Origin of the sequence: Pantanalinema sp. (assembly GCA_036704125.1) — a bacterium.
Lineage (GTDB): Bacteria > Cyanobacteriota > Sericytochromatia > S15B-MN24 > UBA4093 > JAGIBK01.
The window spans coordinates 43,636-69,448 of the sequence record DATNQI010000085.1; the positions used below are offsets into that span (position 1 = coordinate 43,636).

General features: G+C 70.1%; 28 protein-coding genes and 1 other RNA gene. 19 read left to right on the plus strand and 10 right to left on the minus strand.

Translation table 11 applies throughout. From position 1 onward, the window contains the following. The first annotated feature begins 15 nt into the window (after window positions 1-15). From tsaE to rimI, 3 genes are read left to right on the plus strand one after another with little or no spacing between them, the layout of a single operon-like run. The gene (tsaE, locus tag V6D00_13525; GenBank protein ID HEY9900188.1) at window positions 16-492 is read left to right on the plus strand and encodes a tRNA (adenosine(37)-N6)-threonylcarbamoyltransferase complex ATPase subunit type 1 TsaE; all 477 of its coding nucleotides are present in this window, start codon (window positions 16-18) and stop codon (window positions 490-492) included. Further along, window positions 479-1,240: a tRNA (adenosine(37)-N6)-threonylcarbamoyltransferase complex dimerization subunit type 1 TsaB gene (tsaB, locus tag V6D00_13530; GenBank protein HEY9900189.1), complete on the plus strand. Its 762-nt coding sequence runs from the start codon at window positions 479-481 to the stop codon at window positions 1,238-1,240. Before tsaE ends, tsaB begins: the two co-directional genes overlap by 14 nt. Next, window positions 1,237-1,755, plus strand: coding sequence for a ribosomal protein S18-alanine N-acetyltransferase (gene rimI, locus V6D00_13535; protein HEY9900190.1), 519 nt, complete (start codon window positions 1,237-1,239; stop codon window positions 1,753-1,755). The genes tsaB and rimI overlap by 4 nt, the downstream gene beginning before the upstream one ends. Before the next feature lie 5 nt (window positions 1,756-1,760). Here the strand turns inward: rimI and V6D00_13540 are convergent, their stop codons facing one another. Further along, window positions 1,761-2,876 (minus strand): hypothetical protein, encoded by a 1,116-nt coding sequence (locus tag V6D00_13540; protein ID HEY9900191.1) that lies wholly within the window; start codon window positions 2,874-2,876, stop codon window positions 1,761-1,763. A 128-nt stretch (window positions 2,877-3,004) separates the two neighbouring features. On the opposite strand from V6D00_13540, the gene V6D00_13545 reads away from it, so the two are divergent. The 15 genes from V6D00_13545 to ssrA all read left to right on the plus strand — a co-directional run bounded on the left by V6D00_13545 (window position 3,005) and on the right by ssrA (window position 15,255). Beyond that, a complete protein-coding gene (locus V6D00_13545; GenBank protein ID HEY9900192.1) occupies window positions 3,005-3,646 on the plus strand; it encodes a zinc dependent phospholipase C family protein in 642 nt (213 codons plus the stop codon). Window positions 3,647-3,790: 144 nt separating this feature from the next. Continuing rightward, the gene (locus V6D00_13550) at window positions 3,791-5,749 is read left to right on the plus strand and encodes a BamA/TamA family outer membrane protein (GenBank protein ID HEY9900193.1); all 1,959 of its coding nucleotides are present in this window, start codon (window positions 3,791-3,793) and stop codon (window positions 5,747-5,749) included. Window positions 5,750-5,777: 28 nt separating this feature from the next. Further along, the gene (locus V6D00_13555) at window positions 5,778-6,251 is read left to right on the plus strand and encodes an OmpH family outer membrane protein (protein HEY9900194.1); all 474 of its coding nucleotides are present in this window, start codon (window positions 5,778-5,780) and stop codon (window positions 6,249-6,251) included. Window position 6,252: 1 nt separating this feature from the next. Next, window positions 6,253-7,287, plus strand: coding sequence for a UDP-3-O-(3-hydroxymyristoyl)glucosamine N-acyltransferase (gene lpxD / locus V6D00_13560; GenBank protein ID HEY9900195.1), 1,035 nt, complete (start codon window positions 6,253-6,255; stop codon window positions 7,285-7,287). Window positions 7,288-7,298: 11 nt separating this feature from the next. Further along, window positions 7,299-7,757, plus strand: coding sequence for a hypothetical protein (locus V6D00_13565; GenBank protein HEY9900196.1), 459 nt, complete (start codon window positions 7,299-7,301; stop codon window positions 7,755-7,757). A 21-nt stretch (window positions 7,758-7,778) separates the two neighbouring features. Beyond that, window positions 7,779-8,663, plus strand: coding sequence for a UDP-3-O-acyl-N-acetylglucosamine deacetylase (lpxC, locus tag V6D00_13570; GenBank protein HEY9900197.1), 885 nt, complete (start codon window positions 7,779-7,781; stop codon window positions 8,661-8,663). Then, window positions 8,644-9,120, plus strand: a complete 477-nt coding sequence (gene fabZ / locus V6D00_13575; GenBank protein HEY9900198.1) for a 3-hydroxyacyl-ACP dehydratase FabZ — start codon at window positions 8,644-8,646, stop codon at window positions 9,118-9,120. The genes lpxC and fabZ overlap by 20 nt, the downstream gene beginning before the upstream one ends. A gap of 1 nt (window position 9,121) precedes the next feature. Continuing rightward, complete coding sequence (gene lpxA, locus V6D00_13580; protein HEY9900199.1) at window positions 9,122-9,928, plus strand: acyl-ACP--UDP-N-acetylglucosamine O-acyltransferase; 807 nt, start codon at window positions 9,122-9,124, stop codon at window positions 9,926-9,928. Window position 9,929: 1 nt separating this feature from the next. Continuing rightward, window positions 9,930-11,102, plus strand: a complete 1,173-nt coding sequence (gene lpxB, locus V6D00_13585) for a lipid-A-disaccharide synthase (protein HEY9900200.1) — start codon at window positions 9,930-9,932, stop codon at window positions 11,100-11,102. Continuing rightward, complete coding sequence (locus V6D00_13590) at window positions 11,099-12,040, plus strand: NAD(P)-dependent oxidoreductase (protein ID HEY9900201.1); 942 nt, start codon at window positions 11,099-11,101, stop codon at window positions 12,038-12,040. Before lpxB ends, V6D00_13590 begins: the two co-directional genes overlap by 4 nt. Then, complete coding sequence (coaE, locus tag V6D00_13595) at window positions 12,037-12,639, plus strand: dephospho-CoA kinase (GenBank protein ID HEY9900202.1); 603 nt, start codon at window positions 12,037-12,039, stop codon at window positions 12,637-12,639. Before V6D00_13590 ends, coaE begins: the two co-directional genes overlap by 4 nt. 19 nt (window positions 12,640-12,658) lie before the next feature. Then, the gene (locus V6D00_13600; protein ID HEY9900203.1) at window positions 12,659-13,234 is read left to right on the plus strand and encodes a lytic transglycosylase domain-containing protein; all 576 of its coding nucleotides are present in this window, start codon (window positions 12,659-12,661) and stop codon (window positions 13,232-13,234) included. Then, window positions 13,234-13,803, plus strand: coding sequence for a DUF721 domain-containing protein (locus V6D00_13605; GenBank protein HEY9900204.1), 570 nt, complete (start codon window positions 13,234-13,236; stop codon window positions 13,801-13,803). The genes V6D00_13600 and V6D00_13605 overlap by 1 nt, the downstream gene beginning before the upstream one ends. Window positions 13,804-13,873: 70 nt before the next feature. Then, on the plus strand, window positions 13,874-14,776 hold the full coding sequence (locus V6D00_13610) for an FHIPEP family type III secretion protein (GenBank protein HEY9900205.1): 903 nt from the start codon (window positions 13,874-13,876) through the stop codon (window positions 14,774-14,776). An 87-nt stretch (window positions 14,777-14,863) separates the two neighbouring features. Continuing rightward, window positions 14,864-15,255: a transfer-messenger RNA gene (ssrA, locus tag V6D00_13615) on the plus strand. An 88-nt stretch (window positions 15,256-15,343) separates the two neighbouring features. Here the strand turns inward: ssrA and V6D00_13620 are convergent. Together V6D00_13620 and V6D00_13625 are read right to left on the minus strand one after the other, a co-directional pair. Next, window positions 15,344-16,009, minus strand: coding sequence for a hypothetical protein (locus V6D00_13620; protein HEY9900206.1), 666 nt, complete (start codon window positions 16,007-16,009; stop codon window positions 15,344-15,346). A 103-nt stretch (window positions 16,010-16,112) separates the two neighbouring features. After that, a complete protein-coding gene (locus tag V6D00_13625) occupies window positions 16,113-17,240 on the minus strand; it encodes a trypsin-like peptidase domain-containing protein (GenBank protein HEY9900207.1) in 1,128 nt (375 codons plus the stop codon). A gap of 142 nt (window positions 17,241-17,382) precedes the next feature. Here V6D00_13625 and V6D00_13630 point away from each other — a divergent pair, with 142 nt between their 5' ends. After that, a complete protein-coding gene (locus tag V6D00_13630; protein HEY9900208.1) occupies window positions 17,383-19,158 on the plus strand; it encodes a tetratricopeptide repeat protein in 1,776 nt (591 codons plus the stop codon). A gap of 63 nt (window positions 19,159-19,221) precedes the next feature. On the opposite strand, the gene V6D00_13635 is transcribed toward V6D00_13630, so the two are convergent. The 7 genes from V6D00_13635 to V6D00_13665 form a co-directional block, all read right to left on the minus strand. After that, window positions 19,222-19,533 carry an HU family DNA-binding protein gene (locus tag V6D00_13635; protein ID HEY9900209.1) on the minus strand — a complete coding sequence of 104 codons (312 nt, stop codon included), beginning with the start codon at window positions 19,531-19,533 and terminating at the stop codon, window positions 19,222-19,224. Between the two features lie 182 nt (window positions 19,534-19,715). Beyond that, window positions 19,716-20,732, minus strand: coding sequence for an anthranilate phosphoribosyltransferase (gene trpD, locus V6D00_13640; protein ID HEY9900210.1), 1,017 nt, complete (start codon window positions 20,730-20,732; stop codon window positions 19,716-19,718). 3 nt (window positions 20,733-20,735) lie between these two features. Continuing rightward, window positions 20,736-21,470, minus strand: coding sequence for a sigma-70 family RNA polymerase sigma factor (locus V6D00_13645; GenBank protein HEY9900211.1), 735 nt, complete (start codon window positions 21,468-21,470; stop codon window positions 20,736-20,738). 165 nt (window positions 21,471-21,635) lie between these two features. Then, the gene (locus tag V6D00_13650) at window positions 21,636-22,553 is read right to left on the minus strand and encodes an ABC transporter permease (protein ID HEY9900212.1); all 918 of its coding nucleotides are present in this window, start codon (window positions 22,551-22,553) and stop codon (window positions 21,636-21,638) included. 3 nt (window positions 22,554-22,556) lie between these two features. Continuing rightward, window positions 22,557-24,155, minus strand: a complete 1,599-nt coding sequence (locus V6D00_13655; GenBank protein HEY9900213.1) for an ABC transporter substrate-binding protein — start codon at window positions 24,153-24,155, stop codon at window positions 22,557-22,559. Between the two features lie 14 nt (window positions 24,156-24,169). Then, window positions 24,170-24,718, minus strand: coding sequence for a DUF1997 domain-containing protein (locus tag V6D00_13660; GenBank protein HEY9900214.1), 549 nt, complete (start codon window positions 24,716-24,718; stop codon window positions 24,170-24,172). Window positions 24,719-24,721: 3 nt separating this feature from the next. Beyond that, window positions 24,722-25,603 (minus strand): ABC transporter permease, encoded by an 882-nt coding sequence (locus V6D00_13665; GenBank protein HEY9900215.1) that lies wholly within the window; start codon window positions 25,601-25,603, stop codon window positions 24,722-24,724. Between the last annotated feature and the right edge of the window lie 210 nt (window positions 25,604-25,813).

Consider the following 25,813-nt stretch of genomic DNA (forward strand, 5'->3'; position numbering starts at 1 on the left):
GACTGAGAGAAGACGATGACTGAACCCCTGCGGATCCCCCTGCCCGACCTCGATGCCACCCAGCGCTTGGGCGAGGCCATCGGGCGCACCGCCCGGGCGGGTGATATAATCCTGCTCTCGGGCGACCTCGGCGCGGGCAAGACCAGCCTGACCCAGGGGATCGCGCGGGGCCTTGGGATCTATGATCGGGTGACGAGCCCGACCTTCAACCTCCTCCACGAGTACCACGAGGGGCGCGTGCCGCTTTACCACTTCGACCTGTATCGCCTGGACGCCCACGGCGTCATGGCCCAGGGCTTCGACGACTACTGGGAGCGCGGCGACGGCCTGTGCGCCCTCGAGTGGGCCGAGCGCCTGGAGGGCGCCCCCTTGCCCGATCACCTGGACCTCTTGCTGGAGCACGCCGGCGAGGGGCGCCTCGCCACCCTCACGGCCAGCGGCGGTGCCGCCGCGGCCTGGCTCGAACGGATCCGCGTCCATGCCCCGGCCTAGCCCCCTTCCCGACGCCCCCTGGGTGCTCGGCCTCAACACCGCCTCCGAGACCCTGGGCGTCGCCCTGGCCTCGGGCCTCGACCTGCGCGCGGAGCTCTTCGTCGCGCCCTCGCCCGGCGCGCGGGGCCACCACGCCGAGCGCCTCATGGTCGCCGTCGACTCCCTTTGCCGCCTGGCGGGGATCACCCCCTCGGCCCTTTCGGCCCTCTCGGTGGCCGTCGGGCCCGGCGGCTTCACCGGGGTGCGCACGGCCCTCTCGGCCGCCAAGACCATCTCCCAGGCCCTCGACAAGCCCCTGATCGGCGTCTCGACCCTCGAGGCCCTCGCCCAGCAGGCGAGCGCCATGGGCCTGGTGGCGCCTCTGGTCGATGCCCGGCGCGGCGACGCCTTCGGGGCCCTCTACCGCAAGGGCGAATCGACCCTCGAGTGCCTCATCCCCCCCGAGCTGGCCTCGGTGGCGGAATGGATGGATCGCCTCTCGATCCACGCCGCGAACGAAGCCCTGGTGTTCGTGGGCGACGGGGCGGCCTCCCACCCCGAGGCGGTCGCCGGCCGCTGGCCGGGCGGCGCCTACGTGCCGAGCGAGCACCTCCTGCGGGCAGGAGCGGTCGCCCAGCTCGGCGCGAGGGCGCTCGCGGCGGGCCGCTACGAGGACGCCGTGGCCCTGATGCCCGAGTACCTCCGCGCCCCGAGCGCGGTCCCCAACTGGCAGCCCCTGTACGCCCCCCCGCGAGAGGAAGGCCGATGATTTCGATCCGCCCCATGACCCATGACGACCTGATCGACGCGGTCGCGATCGAGCGCCTCAGCTTCGGCGAGCGCTGGAGCGTCCAGACGTTCGCCGGCGAGCTCGACAACCCCTCGAGCAACTACTTCGTGGCCCTCGACGACGATCGCATCGTCGGCTACGCGGGGTACTGGCTGATCCTCGACGAGGCGCACATCACCACCATCGCCGTCCACCCCGCCGAGCGCCGGCGGTCCATCGGCGAGATCATGCTCCAGCACCTGATCACCCACGCCGCCAAGGCCGACGCCAAGTGGCTCACCCTCGAGGTGCGCGTCTCCAACGAGGGGGCCAAGAAGCTCTACGAGAAGTACGGCTTCACCGCCCTCGGCCGCCGCAAGGGCTACTACCAGGACGACGGCGAGGACGCCCTGGTCATGTGGACCGAGAACATCTGGCAGAGCGAGTACCGTGAGCGCTTCGAGCGCCTCAAGGCCGAGCTCGCCGAGCGCCTGGGGGCGGCGAAGGAGGCCTAGATCGGCTAGTGCCGCGTGAGGGCCATGACCACCTCGAAGGCGATCAGCAGGATGATGATCAGCTCGAGGGCGACCGAGCGCCGGGTGTTCACCTGATCGGTGAGCATCTGGTACACCTCCTGAGCCGTGCGGATCTTGCCGTCGAGGGAGGCCTCCCACTCGCCGAGGCGCAGGCGCTCGGCGATCGCCCGGTAGACGCGAGCCGAGTACAGGTCTCCTATGAACTTGAGGGCATTCTCGATCTGCTCGGTCAGCTCGATCACGTCCATGGTGACGGCCATCAGGCGCTGCTGGGTGCGCTGGTAGTCGTTGCGCAGCCAGGACTTCCAGCGGGGCAGGGCCTGCCCGCGCTCGATCTCGTGGTAGATGGCGTCGAGCTGCTCGTCCAGGAGCCTGTCGTAGAAGCGCAGCTCCAGGAGCTCGGCGTTGGCGAACTCCAGGGTGTCCACGTGCTCGGTGGCCCCCTCGGGGTCGTAGATGAAGGCGGTGTTCCAGTCGATGACGGCCAGGTCGTCCGCGAAGTAGCTGACCTTCTTGCCGAGCACCTCGGCCTGCTCGGAGGCCGAGAGGGCCTTGGCCTCGCCGCGCATGAGCTGGGCGAGGCTCGCGCCGCTCTTCAAGAGCAGGCGCTCGGCGTCGATGTCCTCGCCGAAGGCCTGCACGTAGAAGATGGTGTAGTCCTCGAAGAGCACCTCGCGCGGCGGGTTAACCATGAAAGGGGAGAGGCGCGGCTGCAGGTCGTGCAGGATCTGGCGGCTCAGGACCTCGATGGCGGGGTTGTCGATGTAGGCATCGGCCTCTCTCACCAGCGTGTCCCAGGCGTCCGGGCACGGCACCTCCCACCGCAGCGCCACCACCCCGAAGTCGAAGACCTTGGCGCTGACACGGGCCTCGCGGGCCTGGTCGGGGCGGGGGTGAAGGGTGCGCTTGCCCAGCGAGAAGGTGAGCGGCGGGTTGCGGTACTGGAGGTGCTCCGGGGTGGGCCGGCGCGGGGTGAAGCGCGCGATCGCGGCGTCCGCGCCCAGCGCGCGACCCAGCCTGTCGAGGTCGACCGTGTCCGCCACCGTGAAGAGGTGGTAGACGAGAATCTGGCCCGAGGCGATCGCAAGCGGCATGTCCATGCCAGGATGCTATCAGATTCGACGCTCGCCGTCTTTACCAAACGTGACGCCGAGATCATTCGCCTTCTCGGTGCGCCTGGGCGTCCCCTTTGGCATCATGAGGTCGTCCTTCCGTCAGCGAGGCCTCGATGAACACCCATTCCCACGCCTTCTTCACCTTCGCCGCGCTCCACCAGCTCGAGGGAGCCCCGCTCGCGGTCGCAGGCTCGGTCCTGCCCGACGCGCTCTACTACCTGGCGGTGCCCTTCCTCGCCGCCCGGCGCGGGATCTCGTATCGTTCGGCGCAGACCGAGGTCTACCGCATCCCCGCCCTGCGTCGCGCGGTCGACGCGCTGCACGCCGTGCCGGTGCTCGCCGTCGTGAGCCTCCTGGCATGGCTCTTCTGCCCGCCACTCTTGATGCTGTGCCTGGGCTGGGCGAGTCACCTGGCGATCGACTTCGTGACCCACGGCGAGGGGAGCCACCCGCACTTCTGGCCCCTGGTGCCGTGGAGGTTCAAGAGCCCCGTCTCCTTCTACGAGGAGGATCGCTTCGGGCGCCAGTTCATGATCGCCGAGCACGCCTTGATGGTCGGGATCGTGCTGTACTGGCTCAGGACGGGCTTCATCGGAGCCCGCTCGCTCGAGGTCCTGGCGGGGAGCGCGGGGCTCATGCTGCTCTCGGCCTTCAGCCTCGCGACGATGGTGGCCTACGTCGTCCACCTGCGCCAGCGCCGCGCGGGGGTGGCGCGCAGGGGGGGCGGCTGGGCCTCGGCCCTCGGCATCGAGTAGCTCGCCTCGACGGAACCTCCTTGCCGCCTCTCTCGTCTGAAGGATCGGTCCGCATCCCTCTCAAATTGCGAATCGATGGCACACCCCCTATAATGTCCGCTGGACCGGAACCTCCGGTTGCCATGTCACGAGAGAGGCGCCCAATTGATTTCGAAGACGAACCTCGCCGGGGGGCGGGGCTGGCGCGCGGCCCTGGCGGCCCTGCTGATCCTCGCGGGGATCGGCTCGCTGTCGCCCGCTCGGGCCCAGCCCGCACCGGCTGCCAAGCAGCCCACCCCGGTCCCGCAGCAGTCTCCCAGGAAGGCCACGCCCGCCAAGCCGGCCGTTGAGCCCCAGGCACCCGCCGCGACGCCGAGCGTCTCGAGCGGGGCGACCTCCTCCTTGACCCCCGAGGTCGACGAGGGTCCCAAGATTCACCTGGTGGACATCCGGATCCGCGGCAACAAGACCGTCTCCGAGGAGACGATCCTGCTGTCGATCCCCATCCACGCGGGCCAGGACGTGACCCGGGCCCAGGTCGAGGAGGCCCTCCAGCGGATCTATGGCCTCGGCTACTTCCACCCGCCGAGCGCCTCGACCCAGCCGGTCATGGGCGGCGAGCGCCTGATCATCACCGTGGTGGAGTACCCCGTCCTCAAGGGAGTGACCCTCTCGGGGGCGACCCTCTTCCCGGCCAGCGAGCTCGAGCAGCCGTTCGAGGCCATGAAGGGCCGGGTGATCAACCTCAAGGACATCCAGGAGGCCATCAAGCGCATCGAGAAGCGCTACGCCGATCAGGGCTACGTGCTCGCCAGGATCGTCGACCTGCAGGTCGCCCCCGACGGCCAGCTCCTGCTCAAGGTCGCCGAGGGCACGATCAACGCCATCTCGATCGCGGGCAACGACGAGACCCAGGACTTCGTCATCCGCCGCGAGATCACCCTCAAGCCCGGCGACATCTACAACTTCGGCCGCATGCAGGACGACCTGCGCCGGGTCTACAACCTCAACTACTTCGAGGACATCGGCATCAAGTACGAGCCGGCCGAGAGCGATCCGACCAAGGTCAACGTGATCGTCACCGTCAAGGAGAAGCAGACCGGGACCTTCAACCTGTCGGCCGGCTGGAGCAACCGTGACGGCCCGCTCGGCATCCTGAGCCTGCGCAAGGACAACCTCCTCGGTCGCAGCCAGTCGGTGAGCGCCGATCTGACCATCTCGAAGAACTGGGCCGCCGAGCTCAACTACTTCAACCCCTGGATCGACGACCGGCACACCTCGTTCGGCGCGAGCCTCTACGCGCGGCGGTTCTTCAACTACTACGCCTCGTTCCTGGAGGAGCGCCAGGGGACTGCGCTCTCCTTCGGCCAGCCCCTCTTCGGCCAGGACCCGGTCACGGCCCAGTGGCGCGGCGCCTGGCGCCTGAAGCTCGAGCGGATCGGCATCCTGGGCGGCTCGAACTACGACCAGCGCCTGGACACCATCACGGCGCAGCCCCACGTCGCGGGCACCGGGCGCGAGGCGGACCTGTCCACCAGCGTCGGCTACACCGTGACCTTCGATAGCCGCGACTACATCCTCAACCCCAACACCGGCTGGTTCAACACCGCCATGGTGGACCAGTACGTGCCGGGGCTGGGGGACCTCAAGATGACCCGCCTGCAGCTGGATCTCAACCGCTACGTCCCGCTGTGGCTGGGGCACACCCTGGCCGTGGGCTGGAAGCTCGGCACCATGCAGACGCCCTTCGGCGGCAACATCCCGCCGTACGAGCGCTTCTACTCCATCGGCAACTACATGGTCCGCGGCTGGCCCGAAGGCCTCAACCTGACCAATGCGGGCAACCAGGGAGCGCCCGGCCAGGCCTTCGTGGGCGACTCGTTCACCCTGGGCTCGATCGAGTACCGCTTCCCCATCGTCAACATCCTCTCGGGGGTGGTCTTCGGGGACACGGGCCTCTTCTGGGACCAGGCCCAGCAGAACTTCGGCTGGGAGCGTGCCCGCTCCGGCTACGGCGCGGGGATCCGCCTCAACACGCCGCTCGGTCCCTTGCGCCTCGACTACGGCCTCAAGAAGTGGGGCGAGGCCGGCCAGATCCACTTCTCGATCGGTCAAAAATTCTAGGTTTTCTGCACCCTTAAAGGAGAACGACATGCTTCAACGGATGGTTTCGGGTTTTGCGGCGCTCGCGCTCGCCGCGGGCCTCATGCTCCAAGCGCCCGCCCAGGCGGCGGCTCCCGGCGCCCTCGGCTACGTGGACACCCAGAAGGTCTTCCAGAGCTACAAGGGCGCCCAGTCCGCCCAGGACCGCTTCCGCAAGGAGGCCCAGGACTACCAGGAGGAGCTGGTCGACGCCCAGCGCAAGCTCGAGGAGGCCCGCAAGGCCAACAAGAGCAGCGACGAGATCGCCAAGATGCAGAAGAAGTTCGAGGACGAGCTGAAGCCCAAGAAGGCCAAGGTGGAGGCCCTCGACCGGGAGCTGTCGGGCAAGATCAAGAAGCAGATCGAGGCGGCGATCGCCCAGGTCGCCAAGACCAGGGGCTTCGCCACCGTGGTCGACAAGGCGGCGATCCTCTACGGCGGGGAGGACCTGACCGGCGACGTCCTCAAGAACCTCAACAAGTAACATGGCCGGCCTTACCCTTCAGGAGCTCGCGGAGCGCCTCGGCGGGACGGTCGACGCCCAGGACGCCTCCTTTCGGATCGCCGGGGTGGCGAACCCCGAGGAGGCGACGCCGCGGGATCTCGTCTTCCTGGTCGAGGACAAGTACCTGGCTTCCATCGCGGCCTGCGCGGCCGGGGCCGTGGTGGCCCGCTCGCCCGTCGCGGGCAAGGCCACCGTGGTCGTGAAGGCCCCGCGCGAGGCCATGGCGCGAACCCTCGCCCTCTTCGCCCCCCCTCAGCCCTTGCCGCATCGCTCCGAGTTCGCCTCGGTCGATCCCAGCGCCGAGATCGCCGAGGGGGTGAGCGTCGGCCCTCACGTGACGGTGGGGCCGAGGGCTCGCGTCGGGCGCATGACCGTCCTGCATCCCGGGGTGGTGATCGGGCCGGACGCCCGGGTGGGCGAGGCCTGCGTCCTTTACCCCAACGTGGTGGTCCGCGAGGGCTGCACGCTGGGGGACCGGGTGATCGTCCAGCCCGGGGCCGTCATCGGCTCGGACGGCTTCGGCTTCGTCACCATGCCGGACAGAACCCACCTCAAGATGCCCCAGATCGGGGTCGTCGAGGTCCAGGACGACGTGGAGATCGGGGCCAACGTCACCATCGATCGCGCGACCATCGGCGCGACGGTCATCGGGCAAGGAACCAAAATTGACAACCTAGTGCACGTCGGCCATAATGTGCGTATCGGGGAAAATGGCCTCCTGGTCTCTCAGGTGGGCATTTCCGGCTCGGTCACCGTCGGGGATCGGGTCACGATCGCCGGCCAGGCCGGCGTCGCCGGGCACTTGACGATCGGCGCGGACACGGTGGTGGCGGCCAAGGCCGGCGTCACAAAGAGCCTGCCGCCGAGGGTCATGGTTTCCGGGTTTCCCGCGCGTCCCCACCGCGAGGAGCTGCGCCGCCAGGCGCAGATCGAGCGTCTGGGCGAGCTGGCGGAGCAGGTCAAGGCCTTGCAGGCCGCGATCGCTGCCGTCCAGGGGACCTGCCAGGGGACCTGAAGGGGGGCGGCATGGCGTTTGGGATCCGACAGGCGGCGATCCTCACCGGGCTTGCGCTCGTGCTCGGGGCCATTGTCGTGCCGATCCAGGCCTTTGCGTCGATCGCCATCCCCAACGGCGAGGTTCGCTTGCAGGAGGGCGGCTACGTCCGGGTGACGGCCATCGGGCTGCCGCCTCTGGGCGTGACCGAGCGCTCCGGCGCGCGCGACGTCGCCCGGCAGAACGCCATGGGCCTGGCGCAGCGTCGCTTGCTCGCCGCCGTCCTGGACCTGCCGGTCGGGCCGAGCAAGGTGACCGTCCGCGATCGCCTCGCCGCCAAGCCGAAGGCGCGCGAGCGCCTGCGCGACCTGATCGCGCGGGCCCGCGTCACCGGCCAGGAGCTCGCCGACGGCTCGGCCGAGGTCACGCTGGAGCTGCCCTACTCGGGTCCTGGCGGGCTCGCCGAGTTTTTCGCCGTCCTTTCGCCCTAGCGCCGCAGGAGACTCATGCCGTTGGACCGCACCCTACAGTGGACGCTCGAGCGTCCGGTCACCTTCGAGGGCGTTGGCCTGCACTCCGGCGCCCGCGTCACCATGACGCTCCTGCCCGCCGATCCCCACAGCGGGATCCGCTTCCTGCGCACCGACCTGCCCGGCACCGCCGCGATTCCGGCCCTGGCCGACCACGTGGTCGAGACCACCCTCTCGACCACCCTCGGCCTGGACGGGGTCCGCGTCGGCACCGTCGAGCACCTCATGGCCGCCCTCTACGTGATGGGGGTCTGCAACGTCGAGGTGCTGGTCGATTCGCCCGAGCTGCCCATCATGGACGGCAGTTCGCTCGCTTACATCGAGGCCATCCAGCGCTGTGGCCGCGTCGAGCAGCAGGCTTCGCGCCGCACCCTGATGATCCAGGACAAGCTCGAGGTGCAGCGCGGCGACCGCTCCGTCATCTACCAGCCCGCCGAAAGCGACGAGGCCGAGCTGACATGCATCGTGGACTACGGCCACCCTCACGCCGGAGCGCAGCTCTACGAGGGCGTCCTGAGCGAGGAGCGCTTCGGGGCCGAGCTGGCCCCGGCCCGCACCTTCTGCTTCCTGGCCGAGGTCGAGGCCATGCGCAGGGCCGGCCTCGCGAAAGGCGGCACCCCTGACAACGCGGTGGTGATCGCCGACGACGGCCCCATGACGGCTCTTCGCTACGCCGACGAGTGCGTCCGCCACAAGACCCTGGACCTGATCGGGGATCTGGCCCTGTGCGGCTTCGAGTGGCGCGGCGCGATCACGGCCGCCAAGGCCGGCCATCCCCTGCACGTCGCCCTTGCCCTTCAGCTTCAGCGCCTCGCCAGCCGCGAGCGCGCCAAGGAGGAACCCGTCTATGCCCACCATGCTCGCTGAGGCTGCCGCCGTGCCCCCCGAGACCCCCAAGACCCTCGACATCAACGAGATCATGGCGATCCTGCCCCACCGCTTCCCCTTCCTGCTGGTGGACCGGGTGCTCGAGGTCGTGCCCGGCAAGCGGGCGGTGGCCATCAAGAACGTGAGCGTCAACGAGCCGCAGTTCACGGGGCACTTCCCCGAGCGGCCCCTGATGCCCGGGGTGCTGATCGTCGAGGCGCTCGCGCAGGTGGGCGGCATCGTGCTGCTGCAGCTCGAGGAGTACCACGGCAAGCTCGCGCTCTTCGCGGGCATCGACGGGGTGCGCTTCCGTCGCACCGTCCTGCCGGGGGATCAGCTCGTCATGAAGGCCGAGCTGATCAAGATCCGCGGGCAGATCGGCCGGGTCAAGGTCGAGGCCCGGGTCGCAGAGGCGCTCGTCACGGAAGGCGAGCTGATGTTTGCACTGGTCGACTGACGTGATTGAAGTTCACCCTACCGCGGTCATCCATCCCAGCGCGCGCCTGGGCGACGGGGTCAAGATCGGCCCCTACGCCGTCATCGGCGAGCACACCTCGATCGGGGCGCGCACCGTCGTCGGCCCCCACGCCGTGATCGAGCCCTACACCACCCTCGGTGTCGATTGCCAGGTCTTCAGCGGCGCGATCATCGGGGGCGTGCCCCAGGACCTCAAGTTCGGCGGCGAGGAGTCCTACACCGTCATCGGCGATCGCAACATCATCCGCGAGTGCGTCACCATCAACCGCGCCACCGGCATGGGCGAGGAGACGCGCATCGGCGACGACAACATGTTCCAGGCCTACGTCCACGTGGCCCACAACTGCGTGATCGGCAACCAGGTCGTGATGTCCAACTGCGCCACGCTCGCCGGCCACGTCTCGGTCGACGACTACGCCATCATCGGCGGGCTCGCGGGCATCCACCAGTTCTGCCGGGTCGGCACCATGGCCATGGTCGGCGCCATGAGCCGGGTGACCCAGGACGTTCCCCCCTACATGCTGATCGAGGGCGCCCCCCCCAAGGTGCTGGGCCCCAACGTGATCGGCCTGAGGCGGCGGGGCCTCGCTCAGGACGAGCGCACCCTCATCAAGCGCGCCTACAAGCTCATGTACCGCTCCGATCTCAACTTCGCCCAGGCCCTGGAAGCGATCGCGGAGCTCGGCGACTCGCCCTACCTTCGCCAGCTGATCGCCTTCGTGGAGGCCTCCGAGCGCGGCGTGGTCGGCCGCTCGGCCCGCGCCTCGGCCCCCGAGGCCGACGCCTAGCATGGACCGAGTCCCCACCGTCTTCATCTGCGCGGGCGAGGTCTCCGGGGATCTCCACGCCGCGCGCCTGGTTTCGGCCCTCCTCGAGCGCCGGGGCGGGCTTGCGGTCTGGGGCGTCGGCTCGCACCGCATGCGATCGGCCGGCGTCGAGGTGCGCTGGGACGTTACCCGCTACAGCGCGGTCGGCCTGCTCGAGCACCTGCCGGGCGTCCGCCCCATCGCCAGGGTCCTCTCCGAGGTCCGCGAGGCCCTGGCGGCCAACCGGCCCGACGCGGTGGTGCTGGTGGATTACCAGGGCATGAACATGCAGATCGCGCGCTTCGCCAGGGCGCTCGGCATCCCCACCGTCTACTACATCTCCCCCCAGGAGTGGATCTGGGGCCTGCCGGGCGGCTGCCGCAAGGTCGCCGAGGTCTCGGACCTGATCCTGGCCATCTTCGAGAAGGAGGCCGAGGCCTACCGCGCCTCGGGGGCCAACGTGGAGTTCGTCGGTCATCCCCTGCTCGACATGGTGCCGGGCGACGAGCGCGGGGCCCTCGCCCATCGCCTGGGGGTGGACGTGGCCGAGCCCATCGTCGCCCTCTTCCCCGGCAGCCGCCGGATGGAGCTCTCGCGCCTCCTGCCGCCCATGCTCGAGGCCTGCGAGCGCCTGCTTGCGGCCAACCCCCGGGTGCAGTTCCTGCTGCCGGTGGCGAGCCCGGATCTCGCCGAGCTGGTCCTGCGCCTGCGCGCACAGCGGCCGGGCGTCGCGGTGAAGGTGGTCTCGGACGTGAGCGGCATGGCCCTGATGCGCCTTTCGGACGTGGTGCTCGCCGCCTCCGGCACGGTGGTGCTCGAGGCCGCGGTGGTCGGCACCCCCGTGGTCGCCGCCTACAAGATCGGGGCCCTGGCGGCCTTTCTGGCCAGGCGCCTGATGCGCGGGGCCTACGTGACGCTGCCCAACATCGTCATGGACGAGGGGATCGTCCCCGAGCTGCTGCAGGGCGAGGCGAACGGGGCGCGCATGGCCGAGGAGGTGCTGCGCCTGCTGCAGAGCCCGGGCGATCGCGCCCGGATGATCGCGCGCCTCGCGGCCGTCCGGGCCCGCCTCGGGACGCCGGGGGCCGTCGGCCGCGCCGCCGACCGGATCGTGGCACGCCTGGCGGCCACGGAGGAAGCCAAGACGCTGGCATGACCGAACACGTCTTCATCACCGGGATCAGCGGCTGCGTCGGCCACTACCTCTTCGACGCCCTCGCCGGCGACCCCCGCTACCACCTCCACCTCCTGGTCCGCGACGTCTCGCGCCTGCGCTTCGACTACCAGGACCGGCCCAACGTCTCGATCGTCGCGGGGGACCTGATGGACATCGAGCGGCACGCCGAGCTGCTCGGGCGGATGGACCACATCATCCACGTGGCGGCCGCCTGGGGCGAGGCGGTGAGCTACGAGGTCAACCACCGCATCCCCTTTCGCATGTTCGAGCTGGCGGATCCCGGGCGGATCAAGCGTCTCGTCTACTTCGCGACCGCGAGCGTGCTGGACCAGGACAACCGCCTGCTGGCTCCCGCCGAGGAGCACGGCACCGACTACATCCGCAGCAAGTACCAGGCCTGCGCGCAGCTGGACGCCCACCCCCTGGGCGACCGGATCGTGGCCGTCTTCCCGACCCTCATCTTCGGAGGCGGGGCGCGCCAGCCCCTCTCGCACCTCTCCTCGGGCCTCTCCGACGTGGGGCGCTGGCTCTCGATCGCGCGCTTCTTGACCCTCGAGGGCACCCTGCACTTCATCCACGCCCGCGACATCGCCCGGATCGTCGCGCACGTCCTCTCGCACGAGGTCCCCGAGCGCTGGCTGGTGCTCGGCAACCCCGAGCTGAGCGTCGACCAGATGATCGACCAGCTGTGCGCGGCCTTCGGCCGCCGGCGTCCGCGCCTCTTGCGGCTCGATCTCACCCCCATGCTCGGCCTGATCGAGCGCCTGGTGGGCTCGGGCTTCAACACCTGGGACCGCTACAGCCTCAAGCACCGCCACTTCCGCTACCGGACGGTCAACGCCGAGACCTTCGGCCTGCCGAGCGACCTCTCCACTCTTGGCGCGGTGGTGCGCGAGCAGCTCGCGGCCTCGCGATGAAGGTCATCGGCCTGACCGGGGGGATCGCCTCCGGCAAGACGACGGTCGCGAACCTTCTGGCCGAGCACGGCGGGGCGGTGATCGACGCGGACGTGGTCGCGCGCGAGGTGGTCGAGCCGGGGACCCCCGGCCTGGCTGCGATCGCCAGGGCCTTCGGCCCCGAGGTGATCGACCCGGCCGGCCGCCTGGACCGCGCGGCGCTGGGCAAGCGCGTCTTCGCCGACGAGGCCGAGCGCGAGCGGCTCAACTCCATCGTCCACCCCGCGGTCAAGGAAGCCATGACCCGGGCCCTCGCGGATCTTGCGCGGCGCGTCCCGCCCCCCCCCTTCGCGGTCCTGGTGATCCCTTTGCTCTTCGAGACCGGGATGCAGGCCATGGCCGACACCGTCTGGACCCTGAGCGTGCCTCCCGAGCTCCAGCGCGAGCGCCTGCTTTCGCGCGACGCGCTGAGCCCGCAGGAGGCCGATGCCCGCATCGCATCCCAGTGGCCGCTCTCGCGCAAGCTCGAACTGAGCGATCGGGTCATCGACAACACCGGCCTCCCGGAGGCGCTCGATGCCCAGGTCGCCGCGGCCCTGCGCCTCGAGGGGCTCGAGTAGCGCGTGGTAGCATGACCCCATGACCCGACGCGCTCACGTTCGACCCCGCGCGCGCCTTCGCCGGTTCGTCCTCGCCCTCGCCGCCCTCGCGCTCCTGCTCGCCTTGGCGCGCCCGGCGGGGGTCGCGGCCGCGCGCCTGTTCTTCCCCTTCCCCTACCGGGAGGCCATCGAGCGCGAGGCCGAGCGGTACTCGCTCGATCCGCTCCTGGTGGTGGCCGTGATGCGCGTCGAGAGCGGCTTTGCGCCTCGGGCGCGCTCGCGGGTGGGGGCCCGGGGCCTCATGCAGCTGATGCCGTCGACCGCCGCGTGGGCCGCCCGCAAGGTATCCATGCGCGACTTCTCCGCCGAGGGGCTGGAGGACCCGGACACCAACATCCGGCTGGGCTGCTGGTACCTGAGCTACCTGCGCCGCCAGTTCCCGGGCGACCTGCACGCGATGCTCGCCGCCTACAACGGGGGCGAGGGCAACGTCGCGCGCTGGAAGCGCCAGCCCGAGGCCCTGGAGGCGGCCTACCCCGAGACGCGCGCCTACGTCAGGCGCAGCATCCGGGCCTACCGGATCTATCGCCTCCTGTACCGGGACTGGGCCTCCTGATGCAGAAGCTGCAGCGCTTTCTGGCCAAGAGCCTCAAGGAGTGGAAGGCCGAGGACGCCGTCGCGGCGGGCCGCGTCTTCGCCCTGTGGCCGACGATCGTGGGCGAGGCGATCGCCGCGCGCACCCGGCCTCGCTTCCTGCGCGGCGGGGTGCTCTTCGTCGAGGCGGCCTCCTCGGCGTGGGCCAACGAGCTGACCATGCTCAAGCCCCGCATCCTCAAGGCGCTCGACACCCATCTGGGCGGGGGCCTCATCCGCGACGTGCGCTACCAGGTGGCCCCCACCTGGCAAGAGCGCAAGGGCTACGAGGCCCCGGTCCACGAGCCGGAGCCGGTCCTTGCGCGCGAGCCCCTCACCCCCGAGGCGCAGAAGGAGATCGCCGAGCAGGTGGCCGCCAAGGTGCCGGATCCGGCCCTGGCCGAGGCGACCGGCGAGCTGCTCTCGGCCGTCGCCCGGCGCCGGGTGGCCAAGCAGAAGGCGGGGTATCTGCCCTGCCCCTCGTGCGGAGCCCTGGTGCCGCCTGGGAGCGGCGCCTGCCCGATCTGTCGCCTGACGGGCAGCGGGCGCTGAACAAAGCAAGCAAACGGCATTTTCGGGGTATAAACCAAGGGGCCGTCCCCCTTCAGGAGTTTTGACCCCCATGCCGAACCATCCCTTGCTCCGTACCTTCGCCAAGCTCTTTCCCTGGCTCACGCCCGCCGCGCGCGACGGCGTCGCCCCCGAGCGGGGGTACGACGACCCGATCCGCGATCCCGAGGCGGTGCTCCTGGGCCTCAACGCCCCCCCCATCAGGGTGGAGGTCGGATCCGAGCTGATCGGCCTGGTCGACTCGAGCTCCGGCGGCAACCTGATGGACGGCATCGTCATGCTGCGGGTCAAGCTCGCCGAGGACCTTGGCTGGGTCATCCCCGGGGTCCAGTTCCGCGACAACCCCGGCCTGACGCCCCTCGGCTACCGCCTCTTCGTCTGGGGCCAGGCCGTCGCCGAGGGCATCGTCATGCCCGGCATGATGGGGGTGGACCCCGAGTCGCTCTCGCCCGAGCAGGCCAAGAGCGCCCGCGTCGGCGAGCGCCCCGCCACCGGCCAGCTGGTCGCCTGGATCCCCCAGACCCTCGAGCAGGCCGCCCAGCAGGGGGTCTCGGCCGACGAGATGCTCATCGAGCACCTGGAGGGGGTCCTGCGCAAGAACCTCTATCGGCTGGTGACCCCGGACAGCCTGAGCTTCGCCCTCGATCGGCGCTTGCGCCTCTACGGCCGCGAGCTGGCCGACGAGCTCCTCAGCCGCTTCGTCACCCGCGGCGAGTTCATGCTCTGCCTGCGCGAGCTGCTCAAGGCCGGGCGCTCGGTCCGCGACCTGCCCTTGATCGTCGAGGCCCTCTACACCTCGTGCCACGAGCGCTGCACCCGCGGCTCGACGCCCTCGGACGCCATGTTCGGCATGGCCCTGCAGGTGCCGCAGTTCACCCCCTACGACCTGGCCCAGTCGGTGTGCCGCCAGCTCGGCTGGCCTCCCTTGGACGAGCGCCTGCTGCGCTCCCACTAGCCGAAGCTCCCCCCTTGCCATGAGGGGGAGGCTGCGCTATACTTCACATGCTGTTACTGTCCAGTGACTGGCACGGTGACGCCTTAAGGGGATGTCACGGTTTCGACCAGGAGTGCGATGGTAGGGGCTGCGAGCCGGGAGTGTCGTCCGATCCCGCTAAATCAGATGGCAAAAAAAACAAGTGCCAAAGCTAACGTCTTTGCGCTTCCCTCGGTTGGTGGCCGTCAGGCCGCTGCCCTCGCTGCGTAAGTAGCGAGTTAAGGGACACTCATCATCCCCCGCCGGTCGGGATGATGGGTCACTTTGACCGGCTGCCGCCGACCGATTTGTTCGCTGAGTCGGCCTAAGCCTAGCGAACTATCCTGACACGAGCCGAGCCGAGGGGGCGCGTGCCAGGTGAAACGTACCCCAGGCTACGCTCGTAGACGCCGCTATGGTTGTCTTTTGGGACGTGGGTTCAATTCCCACCATCTCCACTGCCCGGGAAGCCACTGGCTTCCCGGGCGTTTCGTTTCATGCCGAAAAAGCGGCCCTCGCCCCGGGGCGAGGGCCGCTGCGCGAGCTAGCTCACCTGGGCTTGGGGCCCACCGACTGGGGGATGATGTCGTTGAAGGCCTTGGCGAAGTCGCCCTGGTACTTGCGGGCGTACCAGTCCATGGCCTGCACCCAGCTCGAGAGGGAGTAATCGGGCCTCAGGCTCGTGCCCTTCGCGAGCTCGGCGTCGACCACCTGGTTGGCTCTTTCGACCTTGGCCGGGTCGATCGTGGTGATGGCCACCGAGCGGCTCGCCATGTCGGCGGAGATCTTCCAGGCGACCATGGTGCTGCCGAGCGAGATCCGCGCGCGCGTGCCCTCGCGGTAGAACGCGGCGAGCGGCGCCGAGGCGGAGCCGACCCGGGTCAAGAGGAAGCCCGCGCGCTCGGGCGACTGGATCGTGAACCTGCCGCTGGCGTCGCTCTTGGTCGTGCTCGCGTCCTTGAGCGGCTGGAGCTTGGCGTCGGCCAGGAAGATCGTCTGGTTGCCCAGCGCCTCCTGCTTCATGCTCTGGAGCTGGCCCACGATCTCGGTGGTGCTGAGGAAGGGCTTGGGGCCCGTCAGCTCGCCGCTGATGGTGAAGGTCACCCCCGGCTCGCGCAGAGAGGGGGGGGCCGGGGGCTGCGGATCGGGGCTCGCGCCGGGGCAGCCCGAAAGCAGGAGGGCGGCGGCGAAGAGGCCGAAACGACGGTCGAACATGGCGCTTACCTCGCAATTCGAAACGCCCCCCCATGCTAAAGCGCACGAGCGAGCGTTACCCGGGCCGAGGTGGCCGAAGTTGGTTGTGGGTTTCGACGGGGGCCTACTCCCCGGCGGGGCGCTCGGCCTCCTCGGGCAGGGCGCCCAGCCGGATCGAGAGGGTCCTGCGCTGGCCGCCCCGGCTCACCATGAGCGAGACCGTCTCGCCCACCTTCTTGCCGGCGAGGTGGCGGATCAGGTCGCCGGGCTTCTCGAGCTTGAGGCCGTCCACCGAGACCAGCACGTCCCCCGCGCGAAGGCCCGAGCGCTCGGCGGGGCCGCGGGGGACCACCCGCTGCACCAGGACGCCCGGCTCGGCCGCGCGCTCCAGCTGGGCGGCGCGCTCGGGGGTCAATTCGGAGATGCTCACGCCGATCCAGGCGCGCTCGACCCTGCCCTTGGTGGCGAGCTGCTCGACGATCGCGCGGGCGGTGTCGGCCGGGATGGCGAAGCCGATGCCCTGGGCCTGGGCGGCGATCGCCGTGTTGACCCCGATCACCCGGCCGTTCATGTCGATCAGGGGGCCTCCCGAGTTGCCGGGGTTGATGGCGGCGTCGGTCTGGATGAAGCTCACCCGCTCGCTGATCGAGACGTCGCGGTTGAGGGCGCTGACGATCCCGGCGGTGACGGTCTTGGAGAGGCCCAGGGGGCTGCCGATCGCGACCACCCACTCGCCGACGCGCAGCGCGTGGCTGTCGCCGAGCGCGAGCGTCGGCAGGTCCTTGCCCTCGATCTTGATTACGGCGATGTCGGTCGCCGGGTCCCGCCCGACGATGCGGCCGCTCAGCTTGCGCCCGTCGTTGAGGGTCACGCTCAGGCGGGTGGCGTTGCGCACCACGTGGTGGTTGGTGACGACGATCCCGCCGGGATCGACGATGAAGCCCGAGCCGACGCCCTTCTGGAGGGTCTCCTGGGGGCCGAAGAAGTAGTCCTCGAACGGGTCGCCGCTGCTCACGCGCTGCCGGGTGAGGGTGTCGATGTTGACGACCGCGGGGGCCGCGCGCTCGACGAGATCCGCGATCCGCTCGGTGCCGACCGGCAAGCCGCCCGAGGGCGCCCGCTCGCTCGAGGCGGTCTTCGAGCCCGAGGCCGCGGGCGCGGGGGCCTCGCCGTGGCGGCAAGAGGCCATGGCGCCGCCCGCGGCCGCGCCGATGGTCAGCATCACCAGGTAGCCGAAGATCTTGCGTTGCACGATCGATCCTTTCGAGGGGGCGACCCCAGAACCTTAGCACAACCCTTGCTAGCCCGGAAGGTTGCGCGGCCCCTCGAGAGGGTATAATGCAGGGAAGCGCCCATTCGGCGCCGGGCTGGTAGGTTCAAGCAAGGGTCATCAGGTGAACGCTCAGGCGGAGATGGGCATCAAGGCGTTCAAGGAAGGGCGGATCGCCGAGGCGATCGTCTTCCTGGAGTTCGCCACCAAGTTCAACCCGGACAACCACCAGGTGTGGTTGATGCTGGCGCGCGCCTACCAGAAGGACGGCCAGGCCTTCAAGGCTGCCGAGACCTACAAGCTCGTCCTCGACAGCACCCAGGACCACCAGCTGACGGGCTATGCCCGCGAGGGCCTCGGCTCGATCGAGGACCCGCGCGCGCTGGCGGCCGCGAGGGTCGAGGCGGTGGCCCTGAACTGCCCCGAGTGCGGGGTGGCCATCCCCCCGAGCCGGCAGGATCGGCCCTGGTGCGCCTGCGGCTGGAACAACAAGGCCCAGGCGAGCGTTTCCAGCCGGATCTTCATCAGCGACGTGCAGGGATACTGCCGGCGGCGCTCGGTCAAGGTCAGCGTCATGTTCCGCGGCGACGTGATCGTGATCGCCGCCAGCGAGGTCCGCATCCAGGGCATCGGGACCCGCACCTACCCGGTCAACCCGCGCCTGCTCTTTCCCGCCTCGAGCGGGATGCTGTGCGTCGACCAGCGCGACCTGGGGCCCATCATGGCCAAGATGAGCGACGAGGCCCTCTTCCGCGAGCGCGGCACCGCCGACGACATCACCATGGGCAAGCTCTACACCTGGAGCCAGTTCATGGCGCGGCTCTCGGAGTTCAGGGGCTACGACGTGAGCTCGCGCGCCCCCGACACCAGCCTCGCGGGGCTGCTGGCCTCCTACAACGCCCTCGATCCGGAGCTCATCAGCGACGCCCTCGCCCTGCGCGAGGCGCCGGAGACCCTTGGCCAGACCATCCTTCGCCTCGGCATCTCCAACTTCGAGGCGATGGTGACGGCCGTGGTCGGCGACTTCCGCATCGCCCAGCCCGGCGCGCGCGCCTTTCACGAGCGCCTCGGAGCCCTCCTGGTCGCCAAGGGCAGCGTCTCGCCTGCCCAGCTCCAGGAGGCCATCGCCCTTCAGCCGCAGCTGCGCAAGCCCCTCGGCGAGATCCTGGCGGGCCACCTCAAGGCCTGCTCGGCCGCCGATATCCAGGGGGCGCTCAAGGCCCAGCGCCCCCTCAGCGTCATGCTGCCCGAGGCGGACATGCTCGGCGAGCTCCTGGTGGCGCGCAAGAAGCTGACCCGCACCGACATGCTCCAGGCGCTCGCCGACGAGCAGACCAAGCGACGGGTGCCGCTGGGCGAGGTGCTGATCAACATGGGCCTCATCACCCACCAGGACCTCCAGGCGGTGCTCGCCTGGCAAACCCAGAAGAAGCGCCTGACCCAGATGGGGGTGCTCCGGCTGGGGGAGGTCCTCGTCGAGCAGAAGGTCCTGAGCGAGGCCTCGCTCGCCGAGGCGCTGCGCCACCAGGTCCTCGACTCGCAGCCGCTCGGGCGCCTCCTGGTCTCGCGCGGCCTCTGCACCCCGGAGCAGGTGCTCGCGGCCCTCGACGCCCAGATCGTGCGCCGCAACCAGCTGGCGGGCGCCGAGGGAACCGAGGAGGAGGCGCAGGCCCCCTCCGCGCGCCGCCTCACCACCCCGCTCAGGGTGCAGACCGGCAGGCTCGCCGCCCCGGTCCCCGCCGCTCGCAAGCCCGCCAGGCGCTCCGGGCCGGGCCCTCGCGCGGTCTGGCTGGCGGTGGCGGTCGCCGCCTGCCTGGTCGTGGGGGGGGTGGCCTTCGCCCTTTTCACGAAGCCGGGGACCCCGCCGAGCGCCGAGCAGGCCCACTCCCGGCGCAAGTAGCCGCCAAGAGAAGAGCCCCCCGGATCCCTGAGGATCCGGGGGGCGCGACGCGCGAGGCGAAGCTTACTTCTTCTTGCCGGCAGCGGCCTTGGTCTTCTTGCCGCCTTCGACGCGCTCCTTGAGGGTCTTGCCGGCGGTCCAGACGGGGCTCTTCTTGGCGGGGATCTTGAGGACGGCGCCGGTGCGGGGGTTGCGGCCCTCGCGGGCGGCGCGCTCGCGCACCTGGAAGGTGCCGAAGCCGACGAGGGTGATCTTGTCGCCCTTCGACAGCGCCGAGCTGATGGCTTCGATGGTGGCGTTCAGGCACTCGCCGGCTTCCTTCTGGGAGACCTTGGCCTTGACGCTGATCTGCTTGATGAGTTCTTCTTTGTTCATCCCTCGAAATCCCTTCTGCCGAAAATGGCGTGGCAAGCGGCTTTTCCTGCGGGCCATGCCCGCGAAAGCCGCGTCACAAGCCAGCTTCCGTTAACACACCGCGATTATAAGGGGCAAGCAATAGAAATGGCAAGCCTTTTTCCGGTCTGATTCCCACTTTGTTATGAGGTTGCGTTGCTGGGTCAGGATGGCCTGGTGGCGCGCCCGAAGGCTTCGAGCTTCGCGATCGCGGCCCCCGAGTCGACCGTCTCGGCGGCAAGGGCCACCCCCGCGCGCATGTCGTCGGCGGCCCCGCCGAGCCAGAGGGCGGCCGCGGCGTTCCAGAGCACCACGTCGCGGCAGGGGCCCCGGTCCTCGCCCGAGAGCACCGCGCGGATGAGGTTCGCGTTGGTCGGGGCGTCGCCGCCCGCGAGCGCCGAGAGCGGGGCCGGGGCGAGGCCCGCGTCGGACGGATCCAGCTGGAAGGTGCGGATGGTGCCGTCGGCCTTGAGCTCGGCCACCTCGGAGGGACCCTCGAGCGAGAGCTCGTCGAGGCCGCCGCGGCCGTGGACGACCAGCGCCCGGCGGGTGCCCAGCTCGCGCAGGGCGCGGGCCATCAGGGGGACGTGCGCGTGGCGGAACACCCCGAGCACCTGGTGGGTGGGGCGCAGCGGGTTGCAGAGGGGGCCGAGCAGGTTGAAGGCGGTGGGGAAGCCCAGCTCGCGCCGCACCGGGGCCACGTGCTTCATGGCCGGGTGGTAGCGCGGCGCGAAGAGGAAGGTGATGCCGTGGGTCTCGAGGCAGCTGGCGGCCGCCTCGGGGGAGAGCTCGACGTCGATGCCGAGGGCCTCCAGCACGTCGGCGCTGCCGCACTTGCTCGAGGCCGAGCGGCCGCCGTGCTTGGCGACCTTGAGGCCGCAGGCGGCGGCGATGAAGGCGGCGGTGGTCGAGATGTTGAAGGTGCCCGCGCGATCGCCCCCGGTGCCGCAGGTGTCGAGCAGGTCGCCCCAGCTTCCCGGCACCTGAACGGCCTGGCCGCGCATGGCCTCGGCGAGGCCCGCGATCTCGTCGGGGGTCTCGCCCTTCATGGTCAGGGCGGTGAGGAAGCTCGCGACCTGGACGGGGGGGGCGGGGGCGAGGATCGCCTCCATGGCGCCGCGGGCCTCGGCGCGCTCGAGCGAGCGGCCGGCGACCAGGGCGCGGGTGGCCTCCTGCAGCATGGTCTAGGCGTTCTTGGGGGTCAGGACGGTGCGCAGCTGCTTCTCGGCCTTCTTGAGGCGCCGGCAGACCTCCATCTGCGAGATCCCGAGCCGGCGCGAGAGCTCGGCCTGGGTGAGGTCCTGGAAGTAGCGCATCTCGAGCAGCTCGCGCTGGGAGTGGGGCAGGCGGCTCATGGCCTCGGTCAGGATCAGCTTCTCGTCGAGCTCGTCGCGGCTGTCGCTGCTGGAGCGGGGGTCGGAGAGGCTCTCGAGCAGCGATCGCTGCTCGTCGTCGTCGCCGTCGTGGCCCTCCTGGTCCAGCCACAGGACGGTCACGCGGCGGTCGTACTGCTTGACCTCGTCGACCTGCTCGGGGCTGACGGAGAGGGCGCTGCTGAGCTCGTGGTTGGTCGGCTCGCGGCCGAACTCCTGCGTCAGCTTGGCGGTGACCTGCGAGAGGCGGTAGGACAGCTCCTGCAGCACGCGCGGACCGCGCATGAGGTTCTGCCGGTCGCGCAGGTAGTGCCGGATGTGGCCGGTGATGAAGTGGACGGCGTAGGTCTTGAACTCGGTGTTGTGGCCGGTCTCGTAGCGCTCGATGGCCTCCAGGAGGCCGATCGACCCGACCTGGATCAGGTCGTCGACGGGATCGGTGCTGCGGCGGGCCAGACCGCGCGCGATCTTCTTGACCAGCGGCAGGTAGTCGGCGACGATCTTTTGCTTCTGCTGCGGGGTGGCTCCCTTGAAAGCCTTTTCCATCGCGCATCCTCCGCTTCATCGAAGAGAGTACCAACGGTCGGCCTGGCCTTTTGACCCCTGATTAACAGGGTAGCACAAAAGCAAGCGAGCGCCAAGCGGCGCCTCCGGCCTCCCTGGTTGTCGGCGGCTTTGCCGGGAACTTGCTTTAAGTTTGGTTGAGGAAGCTCAGACCCCCCTCAGGCGGGGATCCGCGAGGCCGTAGAGCAGATCGATCGCGAGGTTGAAGACGACGATCACCGTGGCCGAGAAGAGGACCGTCCCCATGATGGTGGGCACGTCCAGGTTCGCGATCGCCTGCATGGCGTTGCTGCCGATGCCGGGCCAGGCGAAGATGCTCTCGGTGAGCACCGCGCCCCCCAAGAGGTGGGCGAAGTCGAGGCCGAACAGGGTCAGCGCCGGCAAGGCGGCGTTGGGCATGGCGTGGCGGGCGACGATCTTCCCCTCGCTGAGGCCCTTGGCCCTGGCGGTGCGGACGTAGTCGCTCTCCATGGCCTCAAGGAGGGTGGTGCGCAGCAGGCGCGCGTAGTAGGCCGCTCCGCCCGCCCCCAGGGTGAGGGCGGGAAGGATCAGGTGAGCGGGGCTGCCGTAGCCACCGAGCGGCAGGATGGGGGCCTTGTAGGCGAAGAGGTAAAGCAGCACGAGCCCCAGCCAGAAGGTGGGCACCGACACGCCGCCCACGGCCACCAGCCGGCCCAGGCGATCCCCCAGCGATCGCGGCCGGACGCCGCCCACGATCCCGAAGCCGACGCCCAAGAGCAGGTAGACCGCAAGCGCCCCGAAGGCGAGCTGGAGGGTGGCGGGGAAGCGCGCGAGGAGGGTCGGCAGCACCGGCTCGCCCGTGACGTAGGAGCGGCCGAAGTCCCCGTGAAGGGCGTGCGAGAGGTAGCGCACGTACTGGACGCCGAGCGGATCGTCCAGGCCCAGCTGGGTGCGGATCGCGGCCACCGTCTCGGGATCGGCCTGAGCGCCCGCCATGGTCTGGGCGGGGTCGGCGGGGATCAGGTACATGAGCCCGAAGGTCAGGGTGGCGACCCCGAGCCAGACGGCGAGGGCCAGGAGCAGGCGGCGAAGCAGGGAGATCATGCGTTACCTCACGCTGAGGCGCTCGGCGTCCACCGGCCAGACCGGGTGCAGCACCAGGCCCGAGACCTCGGGCCGCGCCAGGACGCAGCGCATGGAGTGGAAGAGGGGGACGACGGGCGCAAGCTCCATCACCCGGCGCTCGGCCTGGTGGTAGAGGGCGAAGCGCTCGGCGTCGCCCATGGTGACGGCGGCCCGGTCCAGGAGCCGGTTGGTCGGATCGTCCTCGAAGAAGGTGGTGTTGAGGGAGCGCACCGGCCGGATGGCGTGCTTCGAGAAGATCGTCCCCAGGAAGTTCGAGGCGTCGGGGAAGTCCTGGGACCAGTTGCCCGAGAAGATGGGGGCCATCCCCTCGCGGCCGACGCCCGCCAGGAAGGTCGGGAAGGCGAGGGGCTTGAGGGTGAGGCGGATCCCGACTCTCGAGAGGTCGTGGTGGATGGCCTGGGCGATCTTGAGCGAGGTCTGGGCGCTGGAGCACCAGTAGGTGGTCTCGAAGCCCCGGGGATAGCCGGCCTCGGCGAGCAGCTGCTTGGCGCGCGCCGGATCGTAGGGGTAGGTCTTGCCCTCCGGGGTCGCCCCGGGCAGTCCCGGCGGCAGGAAGCCCCGGGCGACCAGGCCCCGGCCGTTGACGAGCCGGACGATCTTGGCCTTGTCGATGGCCATGGCGACGGCTTGCCGCACGCGAGGGTCGCCGAAGGGGGCCATGCGGGTGTTCATGCCGACGTAGTTGGTCGCCATGTCGGGGCCGTTGATGAAGCGGTCCCGGTGGCGCGGGTCGCGGGCGAGGCGAGCGTACTCGGCCGCGCCGATGCCGCGCAGCAGGCCGATGGCGTCCAGCTCGCCGCGCTCGAAGCGCAGGGCCTCGACCTGCTCGTTGACTCCGAGCTGGAGGCTGATGGCGTCGAGCCTGGGCAGGCCGGGCTTGAAGTAGCGCGAGTTGCGCGAGAACTCCAGGTGCTGGCCCGAGACGAGCGAGCCGAACCGGAAGGGGCCGGTGCCCACGGGGGCCTGGGCGAAGCCCGGTCGCTCGCCGGCGCCCTCGGGGATCACCGCCGCGTAGTTGAGCCCCAGCACCTGCAGGAAGGTGGGCTGGGGGGCCGAGAGCCTGATGACGAGCGTGTCGGGTCGCGGGGTGGACAGCCCCGCGAGCTTGCGCGTCGCGCCCGAGAGCACCTCCTCGGATCCTGCGATCGCGCGGTAGAAGCTGGAGCCGGGGGACTTGGTCTCGGGCCAGAAGAGGCGCGTGAGCGAGTAGGCGACGTCCGAGGAGGTGAGGGGCTTGCCGTCGTGGAAGCGCACCCCCTTGCGCAGGGTGAAGGTGAGGACCCTGCCGTCCCTGGAGACCGCGTAGCGCTCGGCCAGCTCCGGGACGATGCGGGCCTTCTCGTCGAAGGTGACCAGGCCGTTGTAGAGCCAGTGGCTCACGGCGATGGCCGCCACGTTGGAGGCGATGGCCGGGTCCAGGGTGCTCGGGGCGTCCTGGAGGCCGAGCCTCAGGGTGCCGGGCCTGGCCCAGGCGGCGCCCGGCGCCGCGAGCGCCGGCACCAGGCAGAGCCCGAGGATCAGCAACCGGGTCGCGTGGGGCGAAAGAAGGGGGGCTGGCATGTCGAAATCCTCGCTCATCCGCCGGTGCTGCTCAGCCGCCGGCGCTCCTCGGCTTGCCACGCCGCGAAGTCCTCGCGGATGAGGGGGACGAAGCGGGCGCTCAGGGCGTCGAGGGTGTGCTGCATCAGGGCCTGGAGGGCCCCATGGACCACCCCGTGGGGCAAGAGGCCGAGGGCCCGGGGCAGCCTGAGCCTCGCCTCGGCCTGGGTCCAGCAGAACAGGGTGGTCTCGTCGCCCAGGCCGAGGAACTGGGCCTCGCCCTCGAAGCCGGCCGTGAGGTCCAGGTCGCTGCTCGACACCAGGTGGCAGCCTTTGCTCTGCATGTGGGTGACGCCGGGGCGGTCGGTGAAGGCCACGTCGAAGCACGGCGTCACCGACAGGCCCAGGGCCGAGAAGCCGCGGGTGGCGACGCGGTACAGGCCGGGGCCCTGGCAGGTGACCCGCTCGGGCCCGATGAGCTTGCCGAGCAGCGCCTCGTTGGCCGAGAAGTAGCGCGCGACCTCGCAAGGCGCCGCCGAGAGGGTGACGGTGCGCTCGGTGTAGGCGTCGAGCTCGACGTCCATGCTTCAGGCCTTTCCCTTCTCGCCCCAGCGATCGCCGAGCACGTTGGCCGCCAGCACGACCGCGAGGATCCCGAAGCCCGGCATGGCGATGAGCCAGGGGGCCGAGTAGAAGTAGGCCTGCCCGCCCTGCATCATGTTGCCCCAGCTGGGGTCGGGGAGCCGCACGCCCAGCCCCAGGAAGCTCAGCGCCGCCTCCAGCAGGAGCATGTCGGCGAGCTTGAGGGTGAGCAGCGAGGCCAGGATCGGCGCGACGTTGGGGAGCACGTGCCGGGCGATGATCCAGCCGTGGGGGGCTCCGATCGCCCGGGAGGCTTCGATGAACTCCTGCTCGCGGACCGAGAGGGCGCTCGCGCGCACCACCCGGGCGATCGCCGTCCAGCCCACCAGCCCGAGGGTCAGCACCACCATCCAGGGCGAGGAGGGCAGCACCGCCGAAAGGCCGATGGCCAGAAGCAGGGTCGGGAAGGCCATGACCACCTCGGTCAGGCGCATGAGCGCGAGGTCCACCCACCCCCGGAAGTAGCCCGACAGGATGCCGACCGCCCCGCCGATGGCGCCGGCGAGCGCGGTGGCGAAGAGGCCCACCCACAGCGAGGCGCGCGCGCCCACCAGCCAGCGCGCGAGCACGTCGCGGCCCAGGTCGTCGGTGCCCATGGGGTGCGCCCACGAGGGGGGAAGGGGCATGCCGACCGCGTCGAGACCGTCGCTGAGCTGTAAGAGGGGATCGCCGTGCCAGACCCAGGGGGCCGCGATCGCAAGCAGCGCGAAGGCACCGAGGAGGGCGAGGCTCAGGGCGCTGGCGCTCGCCAGGCCCCGGCGCGCGCGCGCGGCGACCATGCCGGGGCGCGGGGCTGCGGCGTCGGGGGAAAGGGCCGGTTGGGCCATGGAAAGCCTTTCAGCGAGGTGAGCGGGGCTCAAACCAGCAAAAAGTAAGGGTTTTGAGGGGGGTTGTCAAGGATCGCTCGCGATGCCCCGCCGGAGCCGAATCGCCGGAATTTTTCGGCCGGATCGGCCTAATGATCGGCTTGCTCGGTGGGTATAGTACGACAGGTGGCGATTGCGCCCAGCGAGCGACGTCAGGCGGTGTCGGGGGTG